Annotated in this window: 17 protein-coding genes; 8 read left to right on the forward strand and 9 right to left on the reverse strand. The window is 68.5% G+C overall.

The features are described 5' to 3' along the window. Window positions 1-6: 6 nt before the first annotated feature. The 3 genes from AB0I98_RS16380 (at window position 7) to AB0I98_RS16390 (ending at window position 2,853) form a co-directional block, all read left to right on the forward strand. Complete coding sequence (locus AB0I98_RS16380) at window positions 7-1,146, forward strand: cystathionine gamma-lyase (RefSeq protein WP_362941800.1); 1,140 nt, start codon at window positions 7-9, stop codon at window positions 1,144-1,146. A gap of 230 nt (window positions 1,147-1,376) precedes the next feature. Then, complete coding sequence (locus AB0I98_RS16385; RefSeq protein ID WP_362941435.1) at window positions 1,377-2,282, forward strand: LysR family transcriptional regulator; 906 nt, start codon at window positions 1,377-1,379, stop codon at window positions 2,280-2,282. 88 nt (window positions 2,283-2,370) lie between these two features. Then, a complete protein-coding gene (locus AB0I98_RS16390) occupies window positions 2,371-2,853 on the forward strand; it encodes an NUDIX hydrolase (RefSeq protein ID WP_301982391.1) in 483 nt (160 codons plus the stop codon). A gap of 15 nt (window positions 2,854-2,868) precedes the next feature. On the opposite strand, the gene AB0I98_RS16395 is transcribed toward AB0I98_RS16390, so the two are convergent. Continuing rightward, window positions 2,869-4,374, reverse strand: a complete 1,506-nt coding sequence (locus AB0I98_RS16395; protein ID WP_362941438.1) for a globin domain-containing protein — start codon at window positions 4,372-4,374, stop codon at window positions 2,869-2,871. A 417-nt stretch (window positions 4,375-4,791) separates the two neighbouring features. After that, complete coding sequence (locus AB0I98_RS16400; RefSeq protein WP_362941441.1) at window positions 4,792-5,424, reverse strand: HAD-IB family phosphatase; 633 nt, start codon at window positions 5,422-5,424, stop codon at window positions 4,792-4,794. Between the two features lie 230 nt (window positions 5,425-5,654). Between AB0I98_RS16400 and AB0I98_RS16405 the strand changes: the two genes are divergently transcribed. Beyond that, a complete protein-coding gene (locus tag AB0I98_RS16405) occupies window positions 5,655-6,521 on the forward strand; it encodes a GNAT family N-acetyltransferase (RefSeq protein ID WP_362941444.1) in 867 nt (288 codons plus the stop codon). Between the two features lie 64 nt (window positions 6,522-6,585). Here AB0I98_RS16405 and AB0I98_RS16410 read toward each other — a convergent pair whose 3' ends face one another. Continuing rightward, window positions 6,586-7,794 (reverse strand): MFS transporter, encoded by a 1,209-nt coding sequence (locus tag AB0I98_RS16410; RefSeq protein WP_362941447.1) that lies wholly within the window; start codon window positions 7,792-7,794, stop codon window positions 6,586-6,588. A gap of 142 nt (window positions 7,795-7,936) precedes the next feature. On the opposite strand from AB0I98_RS16410, the gene AB0I98_RS16415 reads away from it, so the two are divergent. Next, window positions 7,937-8,395, forward strand: a complete 459-nt coding sequence (locus AB0I98_RS16415; protein ID WP_210573531.1) for a MarR family transcriptional regulator — start codon at window positions 7,937-7,939, stop codon at window positions 8,393-8,395. Window positions 8,396-8,425: 30 nt separating this feature from the next. Next, window positions 8,426-8,878 (forward strand): GNAT family N-acetyltransferase, encoded by a 453-nt coding sequence (locus AB0I98_RS16420; RefSeq protein WP_362941803.1) that lies wholly within the window; start codon window positions 8,426-8,428, stop codon window positions 8,876-8,878. Between the two features lie 60 nt (window positions 8,879-8,938). Here the strand turns inward: AB0I98_RS16420 and AB0I98_RS16425 are convergent, their stop codons facing one another. Next, the gene (locus AB0I98_RS16425) at window positions 8,939-10,324 is read right to left on the reverse strand and encodes a serine hydrolase domain-containing protein (RefSeq protein ID WP_362941450.1); all 1,386 of its coding nucleotides are present in this window, start codon (window positions 10,322-10,324) and stop codon (window positions 8,939-8,941) included. Between the two features lie 70 nt (window positions 10,325-10,394). Continuing rightward, window positions 10,395-11,870: a replicative DNA helicase gene (dnaB, locus tag AB0I98_RS16430; RefSeq protein WP_362941453.1), complete on the reverse strand. Its 1,476-nt coding sequence runs from the start codon at window positions 11,868-11,870 to the stop codon at window positions 10,395-10,397. A 460-nt stretch (window positions 11,871-12,330) separates the two neighbouring features. Between dnaB and AB0I98_RS16435 the strand changes: the two genes are divergently transcribed. Then, window positions 12,331-13,668, forward strand: coding sequence for an MATE family efflux transporter (locus AB0I98_RS16435; RefSeq protein WP_362941456.1), 1,338 nt, complete (start codon window positions 12,331-12,333; stop codon window positions 13,666-13,668). 227 nt (window positions 13,669-13,895) lie between these two features. Here AB0I98_RS16435 and rplI read toward each other — a convergent pair whose 3' ends face one another. The 4 genes from rplI to rpsF form a co-directional block, all read right to left on the reverse strand. Next, window positions 13,896-14,342, reverse strand: a complete 447-nt coding sequence (gene rplI, locus AB0I98_RS16440; protein ID WP_250073675.1) for a 50S ribosomal protein L9 — start codon at window positions 14,340-14,342, stop codon at window positions 13,896-13,898. A gap of 18 nt (window positions 14,343-14,360) precedes the next feature. Further along, entirely contained in the window at window positions 14,361-14,597 is a 237-nt protein-coding gene (gene rpsR / locus AB0I98_RS16445; protein WP_003949403.1) for a 30S ribosomal protein S18, read from the reverse strand. 57 nt (window positions 14,598-14,654) lie between these two features. Next, a complete protein-coding gene (locus AB0I98_RS16450; protein ID WP_362941459.1) occupies window positions 14,655-15,254 on the reverse strand; it encodes a single-stranded DNA-binding protein in 600 nt (199 codons plus the stop codon). An 81-nt stretch (window positions 15,255-15,335) separates the two neighbouring features. Next, window positions 15,336-15,626, reverse strand: a complete 291-nt coding sequence (gene rpsF / locus AB0I98_RS16455) for a 30S ribosomal protein S6 (protein ID WP_005482942.1) — start codon at window positions 15,624-15,626, stop codon at window positions 15,336-15,338. A gap of 263 nt (window positions 15,627-15,889) precedes the next feature. Between rpsF and AB0I98_RS16460 the strand changes: the two genes are divergently transcribed. Further along, the gene (locus AB0I98_RS16460; protein WP_210573517.1) at window positions 15,890-16,201 is read left to right on the forward strand and encodes a hypothetical protein; all 312 of its coding nucleotides are present in this window, start codon (window positions 15,890-15,892) and stop codon (window positions 16,199-16,201) included. Window positions 16,202-16,317 lie beyond the last annotated feature (116 nt).

A 16,317-nucleotide genomic window follows, 5' to 3' on the forward strand; every position in this document is an offset into this window, starting at 1 on the left:
TCCGCAATGGGCAGGGGCGGTCCGGGCACCGGCGAGGGCACGCGCGCGGTGCGGGCCGGCCTCCCTGAGCCGGTCAAGTACGAGCCGACGCTGCCCGGTCCGGTGTTCGCCGCGCACTACCATCTGCCGGGCGACCCGACGGGCCCGTACAACTACGGCCGCGACGAGAACCCGACCTGGACGCTTCTGGAGCGCGCGATCGGCGAGCTGGAGGCTCCCGGGCAGGACGGCATCGAGACGCTGGTCTTCGCCTCCGGCATGGCCGCCATCTCCTCCGTCCTCTTCTCCCAGTTGCGCTCCGGCGACACGGTCGTCCTGCCCAGCGACGGCTACCAGGCGCTGCCGCTGTTGCGCACGCAGCTGGAGTCGTACGGCATCGAGGTGCGCACCGCTCCCACCGGAGGCGACGCCCAACTGGACGTCCTCGACGGCGCCGGGCTGCTGTGGATCGAGACCCCGTCGAACCCCGGGCTGGACGTGTGCGACATCCGGCGGCTCGCCGAGGCGGCACACGCGCGTGGCGCCCTCGTCGCCGTCGACAACACGCTCGCGACGCCGCTCGGGCAGCGTCCGCTGGAGCTGGGCGCCGACTTCTCCGTGGCCAGCGGCACCAAGCAGCTCACCGGGCACGGAGACGTCCTCCTGGGCTACGTCGTCGGCCGCGACGCCGAGGCCATGGCGGCCGTACGCCGCTGGCGCAAGATCGTCGGGGCGATCCCGGGGCCCATGGAGGCCTGGCTCGCGCACCGTTCTGTCGCGACGCTCCAGCTGCGGGTGGACCGGCAGAACGCCACCGCCCTCGCGGTCGCCGAAGCGCTGCGCGACTGGCCCGAGGAGCTCGGGGTGCGCTACCCGGGACTGATGAGCGACCCCTCGTACAAGATCGCCTCACAGCAGATGCGTCGCTATGGGTGCGTCGTCTCCTTCACGCTGCCCACGCGCGCGCGTGCCGACCGTTTTCTCGATGCCCTGCGGCTCGTCGACGACGCGACGAGTTTCGGTGGGGTGCGCTCCACGGCCGAGCGCCGGGGACGCTGGGGTGGGGATGCGGTGCCGGAGGGCTTCATCCGCCTCTCTGTCGGCGCGGAGGATCCCGAGGATCTGGTGGCCGATGTGCTGCGCGCGCTCGACGAGTCGGCGGGCTGACCGCTACTGACCGGCCCGGACGGGGGCCGGATACGTACAACGGACGGTCCGAGCCTCCCCCCTCGTGGCTCGGACCGTCCTCGGTTCCGCGCGCGAAGAACCGCGCGAACAAGGCTAGTTGACTCTGTGTCAGTGTCCAATCACAGTAGCGACAGCGACCTATCGACTTATTTATAGTTGGGCGCGACCGGGGGGTCAGCAGGGGAAAGCAAAGAAGGGGAGGGTGCGCCATGGATCTGGCCTTGCTGCGCACCTTTGTGACCGTGCACAGGGCCGGCTCCTTCACCCGCGCCGCCGCGCTGCTCGGACTGTCGCAGCCGGCCGTCACCTCCCAGATCCGCACCCTGGAGCGGCAGCTGGGCCGCCCCCTGTTCCTGCGGCAGGCGCGCGGTGTGACACCGACGACCATCGGCGACGAGCTGGCGCACAAGGCCGCGCCGCATCTCGACGCGCTGGTCGAGATCGCCGAGACGGGGATCGACGACGAGTCCTCCTTACGCACCCTGCATCTCGCCGGACCTCCCGAGTTCACCGCCGAGCGAGCGCTGCCCGTGCTCACCGAGCTGACCGGCGAGGACGGCCAGGGCTTCGCGCTGCGCGCCTCCTTCGGCAACGCCGAGGAGACCTTGGAGGGGCTCGCCGCCGGGCATCACGATCTGGCCATCAGCACGGCACGTCCACGCGGTGCTCTGCTCACGGCGACTGCGCTCTGCGACGAAGAGCACGTCCTGGTCGCCGCCCCGCGCTGGGCCGAGCAGATCGACTCCGGGAAGCTGCGCAGCATGGGGGCGCCCGTCCTGGAATACCTTCCCGTCGTCGAGGTGCACGAGTCACTGCCCTTCGTCTCGCGCTACTGGGCCTCCGTCTTCGACTCCCGCCCGGCGGCCTCCGGCTCTGTCATCGTTCCCGATCTGCGCGCGGTGCTTGCCTGCGCGTCCGCAGGCGCCGGTCTCGCGGTGTTGCCTCGCTATCTCTGTGCGCTCGCTCTGGAGCGCGGGGAGGTCGTGGCCCTGCACGAGCCGGCGGTCCCGCCGCTGCGGACGTACTTCCTGGTGGTGCGGACCGGCACGCTGGCGATGCCGCACATCGCCCGGGCCCATGAGTGGCTGCAACAGGCCGCCACGGAGTGGTGTTGAGGCGCCGACCACGAGGCATCACGCCCCGAGCCCTTGCGGTGACGTGCTGCGATGTTTCACGTGGAACATCGCGGGCCACATTTCTCCCATGACCGTCCGACCCGTGGTCAAGCGCACCGCCCGTGCCGTCCTCCTGGACGGTGACGACCTGATCCTCATCAAGCGCACCAAGCCTGGCGTCGATCCCTACTGGATCACCCCCGGTGGTGGGGTGGAACCGGAGGACACGACCGTCGTCGAAGCCTTGCACCGTGAGGTCTACGAGGAACTCGGCGCCAAGATCATCGATGTGGTGCCCTGCTTCGTGGACACCGTGGAGCACATCGGCGAGGACGGCGGCGCGACCGGAGTGAAGGTGCAGCACTTCTTCGTCTGCCGACTGGGGTCCATGGACCCGGCCCTGCGGCACGGACCCGAGGTGGACGAGCCCGCGGGCGAGTACGAGATCGTCCGCGTGCCGTTCACCCGTGTCGGCATCGCTTCCGTGCACCTCGTCCCGCTGTCGCTGCGGCACTACCTGGACGGGAACATCGAGGGGGTACGCGCGATGCACGCCCCGGACCTGGGCTGATATCGCGCTCGGGCATCAGTCCCCGGCGGCGACGAGCTCCTCCACCGAGTCATGCCGTATGCGCTCCGACGGGATGCCGACGTCCTTCAGGGCGTCCACACCGCTGCGGATCATGCCGGGCGGGCCCGAGAGATAGGCGTCGTACTCGATCCAGGGCCCGTACTCGCGTACGGCGTCAGGGAGCTGGAGATGCGCCTTCTGGTCGACGATCGCGCGGACCGAGAGCCAGGGGTGGGACTGCTGGAGTCTGAGCATCGTGTCGATGTCGTACAGGTCGTGATCGGTGCGGGCGCCGTAGAACACCTCGACCGGTCGCCGCTCGCCGTGCTCGGCGACGTCCTCGACGAGCGCCTTGATGGGCGCTATTCCGGTGCCGCCGCCCAGACAGAGCAGCCCGCTGTCCGTCGTGTGGTCCACCGTCATCGAACCGGCGGGCGGGCCGAGCCGGATGATGTCGCCGGGCCGGGCGCGGTGCACCAGGGCGTTGGAGACCCAGCCGGCGGGGACGGCCTTCACATGGAACGACAGCAGGCCGTCGGAGCGGGGCGCCGACGCGAAGGAGTAGTGCCGCCATATTCGCGGCCACCACGGTGTCTCCAGGCTCGCGTACTGGCCGGCGAGGAAGGGATAGGGCTGGTCCGGGCGGACGGTGACCACCGCGACGTCCGGCGTCCTGAGATCGTGCGACACGACCTCCGCGTACCACCAGGCCGGGGCGCGCAGTTCATCCGCGGCCGCCGCATCGATCATCACCTGCGAGATCGTCGTGTACGTCCGGACCCAGGCCGCCTCCGTCTCCGCGTCCCAGATGGGCTCGGCGTATCGGCTCAAGGCGCCGATGAGGCACTCGCCGACGGCCGGGTAGTGCTCGGGACGGGTGCCGTACTTGCGGTGGCCGCGGCCGAGGTTCTGCAGATACTCGACGAGGACCGGGGTGTTGTCGATGTGCTCGGCCGCGGTGAGCAGCGCCTTGAGCAGCCGGTCCCGCTGGGTGTCCATCGCGGCCGGGAACAGCGACCGGAGGTCGGGATGGCGGACGAAGAGCAGCGCGTAGAAGTACGAGGTGACCTTGTCGGCCACCGGGCCGACCTCGGCCATGGTCCGGCGGACCAGAATGGCGTCCGGCGAGGCGGCGTCCTCGGGAGGCTCCGAGCGCTGGACGGGCACGCGATGCTCGGAGGGCGGAGGATCGGCCGGGATGGCTTGCGGTGGCGGGGGAGCAGCCGGGCCGCCTGCCGGGGAGGACGGCGGCGCGGCGGGACCTGCCTCGACGTCAGGGGGTGGCGTGGCAGCGCGTGCGGGGGCGGGCGCCGACGGCTCCTCGGTGGCCGTCTCCGGCGTACCCTCCGGGGCTGTGACGGAGGCGGACCTGCCCATCGGCCGCATTCCGGCCAGGCGGCTGCCCTCCGCCGCGTCCTGCTCGCCGCCCGGAGTCGTCGGCGGCTGCTTGCGCGGCGTGAACCAGCCGCCACCGCCGCCGGAAGTGCCATTGTCGGCCGACGTGGTGGTCGGAGCGTCCATCGTGTGCCTCGCCTCGAACATCTTTCGGTCGGTCTGCGCACTTCCCCAGTCGGAAGGTGCCTGCTTTCCCCCACAGACGGTTGTGCTGTCCCGTTCGGCGCCGCGGCCAATGCGGCCACATTCAACCCGCATTCGTGCTGCGTACGGACAAGTAAGGCGAGAGTGTGACATTGGCCGCAGTGCTGTGACCGCAGCATCCCACCCCGCGTGGAAGCCTCAGCCGTATAACCCGGAATGCGGGTCTTCGATCTCTCCGTCCCGTTAGGCTGCATTGCCCTGCTCTCGGCCCGGACCAAGAGCTGTGTGCCCCGCCCCGGAAGCGAACCGGAGTCGACCATACCGGCCGCCGCCCCGATCACAAGTCCCCCCATGCTCCCCCACGAATAAGGCGAGAGGGCGAACCAGCAATTCCCTCAATTAGCGGGCGTGACGCACCAATTCATAGGCTTCCCACAGATCTCTGCCCTTGTAGGAATGCGTCGCGAGACCGGAGAGGGCATGGTCCGCGTTGACCGCGACGGAGACCGGCACCACGCCGAACAGAGCCGTGTCCGACGATGAGTCGCCATAGGCGATGCAGTCTCCGCGGGTCACACCGAACTTCTCGCACAGCATGTCGGCGATCTCGACCTTGGCCGCGGCACTGAGCACTCCGGCAGGGTCCACGGGCTCGGTGAACGGGAGGGCGGGAAAGCGGGATCCATATGCCGCGTGCGCGCCCCAGGCGGTGAGGCGTTCGACGAAGAACGACGGAGAGAGCGAGACAACGGCACAGTAGTCGCCCCGCGCCGTGATCTCCGCCCAGACGTCACGGATGCGTGTCAGCCACGGTGCGCCCTCGAAGGCGGCGGACACATGCGCCTCGGTGAGATCCGCCCATAGCCCGTGCACTCTCGTCGCATACTCCGGCGGCCCGATGCAACCCGCCGAGATCGCCTGCTCCAGCAGCACCGTCTCGGCCTCGAGTCCGAGCTGCCGTGAGATCTCCATGGGAGCGGAGGTGCCGTGCAGCAATGTGCCGTCGAGGTCGAAGAGATGAAGTCTCGCCATGGGCCTTGAGGCTAATGGGACGCGCATGAGGCACTCTGCGCGAGTGCAGCGAGTACAGTCCGGGACGAGCCGAGTCCGAGCGCCCGATGCCCGCCGTTCGCCCATGTTTCACGTGAAACATCCGGCACACGTGGACGGGCCGTGCACGTCGCTATGACATGGCCAAAAGGTCGTACAACTCCCCGGAAACAGGTGGACGCAGAGGGTATCCGTCGGACAGCCTGACCTGCGTGCCGACTCCTTTCCTCACCGCTCTGCCCATCCGCCGTCTGACGCCCCGGGATCTCACCGCCTGCGCCGACCTCTCCGAGGACCGGGGGTGGCCACGCGAGGAGCACAAGTGGAGCTTCCTCCTCACAGCCGGAAAGGGCTACGGCATCGACGACCCCGACGGAGGACTCGTCAGCGCCTGTGTCGTCACCGAGTACGGTCCCCGGGAACGTCCCGACCTCGGCGCCATCGGCATGGTCCTGGTCGCCGAGCGGCACGCCCGCAAGGGCATCGGCCGCCGGTTGATGCAGCATGTCGTGTCCGAACTGGGCACCACACCGCTGACACTGCACGCCACGCCGAACGGCCGCCCACTGTACGAGGAGATCGGCTTCAAGGTCACCGGCCGGGCCGAGATGCTGCGCGGACACTTCACGCCGGGCGGTCGCACGCCCGAGGTCACCACCCGCTCCGCCACTGCCGAGGACCTCACGGCGATCGTCCGGCTCGACGAGGAGGTGTTCGGCGCCGATCGCACGCACATCATCACCCGGCTGCCTGCCTTCGCCGATCGGCTGTGTGTGGCCGAGGAGCACGGCCGGATCGTCGGATACGCGGCCGCCTGGCCCAACATGGACACACATGTCGTGGGCCCGCTGATCGCCCAGGACACGGAGACCGCCAAGGCACTCATCGCCTCCCTGGCCGCCCATACGAACCGCCCGCTGCGCACGGACATCGATGTGCGTCATGAGGACCTGCTGGCGTGGGCGAAGGAGCGGGGTCTGGCCTCCGTCGCCTTCAACGCGGTCATGACGCACGGCATCTCGGAACTGCCCGGCGACTGGACCCGGCGGTTCGCCCCGCTCACGGTGGCCGCCGGCTGAGACCCTCCGACATGGCGAGACCGGCCCCGCGGAGGGCATGGACCGGCCTGGCCTTGGGAGCACATCAGTGGTGTACGGCGCTCTGCCGCTCGGCAGGCACCGCACCGGCCACAACAGCACTGGGTGCGCTCTCGCGGCGCTCCAGAACGGCTGAAAGGACTGCCAGGACCAGCGCCGCCGCAGCCAGGATGGCACCCACCCAGTTGGGCGCGGTGTAGCCGAGACCGCCCGCGATGACGAGGCCGCCGAGCCAGGCGGACAGCGCGTTGCCGAGGTTGAATGCGCCGATGTTCACGGCCGAGGCCAGGGTCGGGGCGCCGTGCGCCTGGTCGAGGACACGCTTCTGCAGTGGCGGGACGGTGGCGAAGCCCAGGGCACCGATGAGGGCGATCGTGACGGCCGCGAGCACCTTGTTGTGCGCGGTGAGCGTGAACAGCGCGAGGACTACCGCCAGGGCGCCCAGGGAGACGTACAGCAGGGGCATCAGGGCTCGGTCGGCGTACTTCCCGCCGACGAGGTTGCCGCCCACCATGCCGAGGCCGAAGAGGACCAGCAGCCAGGTGACAGAGCCGTCGGCGAAGCCGGCGACGTGGGTCATCATCGGCGCGATGTAGGTGATGGCCGCGAAGACGCCGCCGAAGCCGAGGACGGTCATCGCCATGGCGAGCAGGACCTGGGCGTTCTTGAAGGCGGCCAGTTCATGGCGCAGGTGCACGCCTTCGGGCTTGGGCAGATCGGGGACGAGCTTGGCGATGCCGGCCAGGCCGACGACGCCGAGAGCGGCGACGATGCCGAAGGTGACGCGCCAGCCGACGGACTGTCCGACCAGCGTGCCGAGCGGAACGCCGACGACATTGGCAACCGTGAGCCCGGTGAACATCATCGCGATGGCTCCGGCCTTCTTGTCCGGGGCGACCAGGTCGGCCGCGACGACCGAGCCGATGCCGAAGAAGGCGCCGTGGGCGAGCGAGGCGATCACCCGACCGGCCAGCATGACGCCGAAGGCCGGGGCGAGGGCGGAGAGCAGGTTGCCGGCGATGAACAGGCCCATCAGCAGCATCAGCATCCGCTTGCGGGGGATCTTGGTGCCGAGCACGGTCATCAGCGGTGCGCCGAACATGACGCCGAGCGCGTAGCCCGTCACCAGGAAGCCGGCCGTGGGGATCGATACGCCGAAGTCTCCGGCGACCTCGGGCAGCAAGCCCATGATCACGAACTCGGTCGTTCCGATCCCGAAGGCCCCGATCGCGAGGGCCAAAAGCGCGAGAGGCATGGGGTGGTACACCTTCCAGACGATTGCAGGAGCGCTTTGCGCACGCTCACAATAATTGCAGACGCCTGATACTTGCAACCGCAGGCTATTGCGGACCTGGTCTATCCTGGTGCCAGCCGCTCCGGGACGGAGGAACACGCCAATGACAGCGACGGACCCCGCGCTCACCGCCCTTGCCCAGGGCTGGTGCGCACTCTCCCTGCTGCACGGGAGGATCGAGGCCCACATCGAGCGGGCCCTGCAGGCCAAGCACGACCTGAGCGTGCGCGAGTACTCCCTGCTCGACGTTCTCAGCCGTCAGCACGACGGAGACGGAGGCCATCTGCAGATGAAGCAGGTCGCCGACGCCGTCGTTCTCAGCCAGAGCGCCACCACCCGGCTGGTCACCCGGCTCGAGGACCGCGGTCTGCTCACCCGCTACCTCTGCCCCACCGACCGCCGCGGCATCTACACCAACGTCACCGAAGCGGGGCTCAAGCTCCTCGCGGAGGCGCGGCCGACCAACGACGCCGCCTTGCGCGAGGCCCTCGACGAGGCAGCCAGAAACCCCGAGCTGGCTCCGCTGGTACGTGTCGTGGAGTCGCTGAACGTGCCCGCGTAGGGTGCGGGCATGGGAGATCTTGAAACAGGCCTGGGAGATCTTGAAATACGTCCCGCCACCAAGGACGACGTCCCGGCGATCGTGGCCATGCTCGCCGACGACCCCTTGGGCGCCCAGCGCGAGTCCCCGGACGACCTGACCCCTTATCTGACGGCACTCGAGCGCCTCAGCGCCGACCCGAACCAGCACGTGGTCGTAGCCGTAAGGGAGAGCCGGATCGTCGGAACCCTGCAGCTCACGATCATCCCCGGGCTGTCCCGCAAGGGAGCAACGCGGTCGATCATCGAGGCCGTACGCATCCACGCGGACGAGCGCGGCGGCGGTCTCGGCACCCAGCTCATCGAGTGGGCAGCCGACGAATCCCGGCGCCAGGACTGCCAGTTGGTGCAGTTGACCTCCGACGCCTCCCGGACCGACGCGCATCGCTTCTATGAGCGGCTGGGCTTCGAGGCCTCGCATGTGGGCTTCAAGCTCGTGCTGTGACGGAGGGTCCTGTTTCACGTGAAACAGGACCCTCACCTGTCGTACGCACCGAGCCGGTGGTTACCGAATGCCCCGCCAGCCTTCCCGATCGACTCCACCGGGCACAGAAGCCGCCTCGTCGTACGGCTGACGCGTGAACACGAACGACCCGAGGTCCAGATGGTCCACCGTGCCGTCCGCGCGCCGTACGGCCCGTAGAAGCTCTCCGGCGTAGTAGCCCTCCAGGCCGGTCCAGGTGCCGTCGCCGTTCGACCGGAAGCGAGAACGACGGCCGGTTCCGGACAACGGCTCCAGTGAGACGCCCTCGGCGGCTGTGAGGCGCAGTGCGAAAGCGTGTGTCCCCCAGTACCACTGGCCCGTCAACTGCAGTGCAGACGGGTCGACTTCGGGCAAGGGACGCCACGGTTCGGGAATGCGCGGCTCAGCGTCGGCGACGATGCGTACGAGGTCGGCGCCGACCGAGCCCAGCAGGGGCCCGGAGGTGCAGTTGGCCAGCACCACCGCCGCGACGTCGTCCTCCACGCTCATGGTGAGGTTCGCCAGGAAGCCCGGCAGCGAGCCCGAATGCCCCACGAGCAACCGACCTTCCCGGCTCTGGAGCTGCATGCCGAGACCATAGGTCGCGCCGTCCACGACATCCGCGGCCTCAGCGGGCGCCGCCGGAGTCCGCATCTCCCGTACCGTCTCCGCACTCAGCACCCGGCTGTCCCCCTGGTTCAGGAAGACCGCGAATCGCGCCAAATCCCCGGCGGTGGACCAGAGTTGGCCTGCCGGAGCCATCCGCCCCAGGTCCTCTGTCGGCTCGGGCAACATGACATCGGCCCAGGGATGCACGGCCCAGCCGCCGGCATGCGGTGCCCGGGGTTGAGCACTCGTGCGGTTCAGGCCCAGGGGTTCGAGCACTTCACGCCGAAGTACGTCCTCCCACGCAGCCCCCCGCAGCTTCTCGACGAGCGCGCCCAGCATCGTGTAGCCGGGGTTCGAATAGTGGAAGCGGCGGCCTACGGGATGCACCAAGGGCTGCTTGCCGAGCACGTCGGCGAGTTCGGGGCGCAGGGCCCCCGGCGTCCGCTCCCACCACGGCGCGGGCGACTCGGCGGCCAACCCGCCGGTGTGCGCGAGGAGTTCGGCGACGGTGGCCTCCCCCGCGCCCGTACCCGGCAGATGCTTCTCCAGTTGGTCACCGAGGTCGAGCACTCCCTCGTCGCGCAGCCTCAGCACGAGAACGGCCGTGAAGGTCTTGGTGATCGAGCCGATTCTGTACTGCACATTCTCGTCGGGCGCGTGCCCGTCCACCGAAGTCCGGGCACCGTGCCACACCGTCCGGCCGTCTCGTACCACTGCGGCGACCAGCGACGGCGCACGCCCTTCGGACTGGGCAACCGCGATCCGGTGCAGCAGCGCCCGGCGCGTGCCGGGAAGAAGCTCATCCTGAGTTGTCGTCATGCTCCCCAGTCCATCCGGCGGGACGGCACACGTCGAGCGCATTTCCGCGTGCCCGCCCGTCGGCGTCGGATCAGGTCTGCGCCATGTCCACGAACCGCGAGTAGTGCCCCTGGAAGGCGACCGTGATCGTCGCGGTCGGGCCGTTACGGTGCTTGGCCACGATCAGATCGGCCTCTCCCGCGCGGGGGGACTCCTTCTCGTAGGCATCCTCGCGGTGCAGCAGGATGACCATGTCGGCGTCCTGCTCGATGGAGCCGGACTCACGCAGGTCGGAGACCATCGGCTTCTTGTCGGTCCGCTGCTCGGGACCACGGTTCAGCTGGGAGAGCGCGATGACCGGGAGCTCCAGCTCCTTGGCCAGCAGCTTGAGGTTACGGGACATGTCCGAGACCTCCTGCTGACGGCTCTCGGCGCGTTTGGAGCCGCCGGACTGCATCAGCTGGAGGTAGTCGATGACCACCAGCTTGAGGTCGTTGCGCTGCTTCAGTCGACGGCACTTGGCGCGGATCTCCATCATCGACAGGTTCGGAGAGTCGTCGATGTAGAGCGGGGCTGCCGAGACGTCCGGCATCCTGCGGGCCAGCCGCGTCCAGTCCTCGTCGGTCATCGTGCCGGACCGCATGTGGTGCAGGGCGACACGGGCCTCGGCGGACAGCAGGCGCATCGCGATCTCGTTGCGGCCCATTTCCAGGGAGAAGATGACGCTCGGCAGATTGTTCTTGATCGACGCGGCGCGCGCGAAGTCCAGCGCGAGCGTGGACTTACCCATGGCGGGACGCGCGGCGATGACAACCATCTGCCCCGGGTGCAGGCCGTTGGTCAGCGAGTCGAAGTCGGTGAATCCCGTGGGCACACCGGTCATCTCGCCGCTGCGCGAACCGATCGCCTCGATCTCGTCGAGCGCGCCCTCCATGATGTCGCCGAGCGGCAGGTAGTCCTCGCTGGTGCGCTGCTCGGTGACCGCGTAGATCTCCGCCTGGGCGCGGTTGACGATCTCGTCGACGTCGTCGTCGGCCGCATATCCCATCTGAGTGATACGCGTGCCTGCCTCGACCAGGCGGCGCAGGACAGCCCGCTCGTGCACGATCTCGGCGTAGTACTCGGCGTTCGCCGCCGTCGGCACGGTCTGGACGAGGCCGTGGAGATACGACGCGCCGCCGACCTTGTTGATCTCGCCGCGCTTGGTGAGCTCGGCGGCGATCGTGATCGGGTCGGCCGGCTCCCCCTTCGCATAGACGTCGAGGATCGCCTGGAAGATCGTTTCGTGGGCGGGCTTGTAGAAGTCGTGGCCCTTGAGGACTTCGACGACGTCGGCGATGGCGTCCTTGGACAGGAGCATGCCGCCGAGGACGGACTGCTCGGCGTCGAGATCCTGCGGCGGTACACGCTCGAAGGACGTGCCCCCGCCGTCCCATGCGCTCTCCCGGCCACGGTCGTGCTGTTCGTCGCGGCCACGGCCGCCGTCACCGCGTCGGCGAGACGCGGGGAGACGATCACCTGGACCGCTGTCGGCCCACGGGTCGTCCAAGGGCTCGGAAATACTCACCGAGCCACCTCCTCCCGTCCGCCCAGCGGACCTCGCCGCGCCCCATCTTTTCTACGGCACGGCACTGACAAATAAGAGGCCCAACTCCGGTTCTGACGCGTCGGATTTGTGATGATTTCCAAGCCGACGGGCGGGGCAGGCGTCGGACCACCGTAGGCCCCTCGGCACCGTCAGCCAATCTGGTTATCCACAGGCCATGTGGACGACGGTCCCGATGCTGTGGAGAACTCCACAAAACCTGTGCACGACCCGGTGGACAGGCCTGTGAACAAGCCCCCACCTCCGCCCACGAAACCGCTTTGACCTGCATCTTTCCCATCCACCGGCTGTGCAGAAGAAAAACTTTCCCTGCCGGGCCAAGATCACTTCAAACTGTGCACGAGAGCGCGGGGGCCAAGACGGCAAGTAAGGGTCCTATTGCCATTGCATCTCTTACCTGTGGACGATTAGATTGATGCTCATGACACAGGCTCCCGCGACCCCCAAGGCCGGCCGGCGACAGCACGATCGAGAGATCGTCGCACTGGCCGTCCCGGCTTTTGGCGCACTCGTCGCCGAGCCCCTCTTCGTCATGGCCGACAGTGCGATCGTCGGCCATCTCGGCACGGCGCAGCTCGCCGGACTCGGGGTCGCCTCCGCCCTCCTCATGACAGCCGTCAGCGTCTTCGTCTTCCTGGCCTACGCCACCACGGCGGCCGTCGCCCGACGCGTCGGCGCCGACGATCTCCAGTCCGCCATCCGCCAGGGCGTGGACGGCATCTGGCTCGCCCTACTCCTCGGCGCAGCGGTCGTGGCCGTCGTCCTGCCCACGGCGCCAGCACTCGTGGACCTCTTCGGCGCCTCGGACACCGCGGCACCGTATGCGACCACCTATCTGCGCATCTCGGCCCTCGGCATACCGGCCATGCTCGTCGTACTCGCCGCGACAGGTGTCCTGCGCGGACTGCAGGACACCAAGACGCCTCTGTACGTCGCGATCGCGGGCTTCCTCGCCAACGGCGCCCTGAACGTGGGACTCGTCTACGGCGCCGGCCTCGGCATCGCCGGATCCGCCTGGGGCACTGTCATCGCCCAGTGCGGTATGGCGACGGCCTACCTTGTGGTGGTCGTCCGGGGCGCCCGCAGTCACGGCGCTTCGCTGCGCCCCGACATCGCCGGGATCCGGGCTTCCGCGCAAGCAGGCCTGCCCCTGCTGGTCCGCACGCTCTCCCTGCGGGCGATCCTGATGATTGCCACGGCTGTAGCAGCCCGCCTCGGCGATGCCGATGTCGCAGCGCACCAGATCATCCTGTCCCTGTGGAGCCTGCTCGCCTTCGCGTTGGATGCCATAGCGATCGCCGGGCAGGCCATCATCGGACGCTATCTGGGCGCCGGAGACGCCGAAGGCGCCCGAGCCGCATGCCGACGGATGGTGGAGTGGGGTATCGCCACCGGACTCGTACTGGGACTGCTGGTGATGCTCACCCGCCCGCTGTTCCTGCCACTGTTCACCAGCGACTCCGTGGTCAAGGACGCCGCGCTGCCCGCTCTGCTGATGGTGGCCCTCTCGCAGCCGATCTGCGGCATCGTGTTCGTCCTGGACGGCGTCCTGATGGGCGCGGGAGACGGACCCTATCTGGCCTGGGCGATGGTGGTCACCCTCGCGGTGTTCGTCCCCGTCGCGCTGCTCATCCCCGTGCTCGGCGGAGGGCTCACCGCGGTCTGGGCCGCCATGACACTGATGATGACCGTCCGGATGCTGACCCTGTGGCTGCGCACCCGCTCGGGCCGCTGGATCGTCACCGGCGCGACCCGCTGAGCGTTTCACGTGAAACATGAGGGGTCGGTGGGGCCCGGCCCCCATGCGGTTCGCGGTGTTTCACGTGAAACACCGGCAAGCAGTGTGGGGGGGGGGGGCGGACGGTGGTGGGCCGCGCCCCGCGCCCCCCGCGCCGGCCCCCCGTCACCCCCACAAACCCCGCCCACACTGCGGGCCCCCCCCCCCTCGGGGGGCCCCCCCACACACCGCTCTCGCGAGCGCAGCGCTTACGCCGCGACAACCTCGATGTTGACCTTGGCGGCAACCTCGGGGTGCAGACGTACAGACGTCTCGTGAGCACCGAGGGTCTTGATCGGCGAACCGAGCTCGATACGGCGCTTGTCGACCTCGGGGCCACCGGAAGCCTTGATCGCGGAAGCGATGTCGGCAGGGGTGACGGAACCGAAGAGACGACCGGCGTCGCCGGAGCGGACGGCCAGACGGACCTTGACGCCCTCGAGCTGGGCCTTCACAGCGTTGGCCTGCTCGATGGTCTGGATCTCGTGGATCTTGCGAGCACGACGAATCTGCTCGACGTCCTTCTCGCCACCCTTGGTCCAACGGATCGCGAAGTTCCGCGGGATCAGGTAGTTGCGAGCGTAACCGTCCTTGACGTCGACGACATCGCCCGCGGCACCGAGGCCAGAGACCTCGTGGGTGAGGATGATCTTCATGTGTCGGTCACCCTTCCCTTATCGCGCGGTGGAGGTGTAGGGCAGCAGCGCCATCTCACGGCTGTTCTTCACGGCCGTGGCGACGTCACGCTGGTGCTGCGTGCAGTTGCCGGTCACGCGGCGGGCACGGATCTTGCCGCGGTCGGAAATGAACTTCCGCAGCATGTTCGTGTCCTTGTAGTCCACGTACGTGACCTTGTCCTTGCAGAAAGCGCAGACCTTCTTCTTAGGCTTGCGCACAGGCGGCTTCGCCATGGTGTTTCTCCTGTGTGATCAAGAAGTGTGGGTACGACCCACCCTCGGCCCTGAGGCCTAGAAGGGGGGCTCGTCCGAGTAGCCGCCGCCCTGCTGACCGCCGCCGGAGTTTCCACCCCAGCCGCCGCCACCGCCACCGCCCTGCTGGCCACCGGCGGGAGCGCCGGTCGCCCACGGGTCGTCGGCGGGAGCACCGCCAGCGCCCTGCTGACCGCCGCTGGGGCCACCGCCCCAGCCGCCGCCACCCTGGGCGCCACCGCCACCGCCGCTGTAACCACCCTGGCCACCGCGGCCGGCGGTCTTGGTGACCTTGGCCGTGGCGTTGCGCAGGCTGGCGCCGACTTCCTCGACGTCCAGCTCGTAGACCGTGCGCTTGACGCCCTCACGGTCCTCGTAGGACCGCTGCTTCAGCCGGCCCTGCACGATGACGCGCATGCCTCGCTGGAGCGACTCTGCGACGTTCTCCGCCGCCTGACGCCAGACCGAGCAGGTGAGGAAGAGGCTCTCGCCGTCCTTCCACTCGTTCGTCTGACGGTCGAAGGTGCGGGGAGTGGACGCGACACGGAACTTCGCGACCGCCGCACCGGAGGGGGTGAAGCGCAGCTCGGGGTCGTCGACAAGATTGCCGACGACCGTGATGACGGTCTCGCCTGCCATGGGGGAACCTCTCGGCGGGTTTGCTGCTGCTGGCTGCTTGTGCTGCTACTCAGAATCCCGAGTTCAGCTGAGCGGAAGAGCTCAGTGGGTCTCGGGGCGGAGGACCTTGGTCCGGAGGACCGACTCGTTCAGGTTCATCTGGCGGTCGAGCTCCTTGACGACCGCAGGCTCGGCCTGCAGGTCGATGACCGAGTAGATGCCCTCGGGCTTCTTCTTGATCTCGTACGAGAGACGACGACGGCCCCAGGTGTCGACCTTCTCGACCTTGCCGTTGCCCTCACGGACGACGGAGAGGAAGTTCTCGATCAGGGGGGCGACAGCGCGCTCCTCCAGATCGGGGTCGAGGATGACCATCACCTCGTAGTGACGCATGTGGAACCCACCTCCTTTGGACTCAACGGCCACGGTCGTTCCGTGGCAGGAGGGTTGTGATGCGTACGCAACGGTATCGGCCGCCACTGACAATCGGGGTTCCCCTCGGGATTCCGAGCCGTGGCATGGGCAGACACCAGTGCAGAGGGTACAGAGTACCCGCACACCGGCTTCCGGTTGAAATCCGGCCGCCGACACCGACAATCTGTACACATCGGGTGTGTATGGCGCTACGATGCGCCGTCTTCCGCAGGAGGTGCCCTATGGCACAAGCATTGCGACCCAACACCGTCGGAGGCCTCTTCGCCACCGACGGCAAACCCCACCCGCTCCAGGACACGCTTCTCGCGGTGACCCTGGTGCTGGGCATCATCTCCTTCGTCACAGCGATGTTCCACAGCCTGCACCTGCTGAGCTCCTGGACAGGCTTGGTGGGGATCATCACCGGCGCCTACGGGCAGTGGATCTCGGAGACGACCCGCGAACGCTTCGGTCTGATCCTGGGCCTCGGCGCCTCAGGGGTCGGCTTCTTCCTCGGCATGGCGCACGGCGGTCTCTTCGGCGGGGTCTTCTGAGCCACCGCCACTGTCTCCTCAACACCGCACAACGCCCCGGCGGCCAACAGGCCGGGGCGAAGCTTCCGTAGGCCCAGTCGGGGCGCTCGCAAGGCGCAGTAGGCTTCGGCGCTAGA

Origin of the sequence: Streptomyces sp. NPDC050211 (genome assembly GCF_040656035.1) — a bacterium.
In the GTDB taxonomy this organism is placed as follows: domain Bacteria; phylum Actinomycetota; class Actinomycetes; order Streptomycetales; family Streptomycetaceae; genus Streptomyces.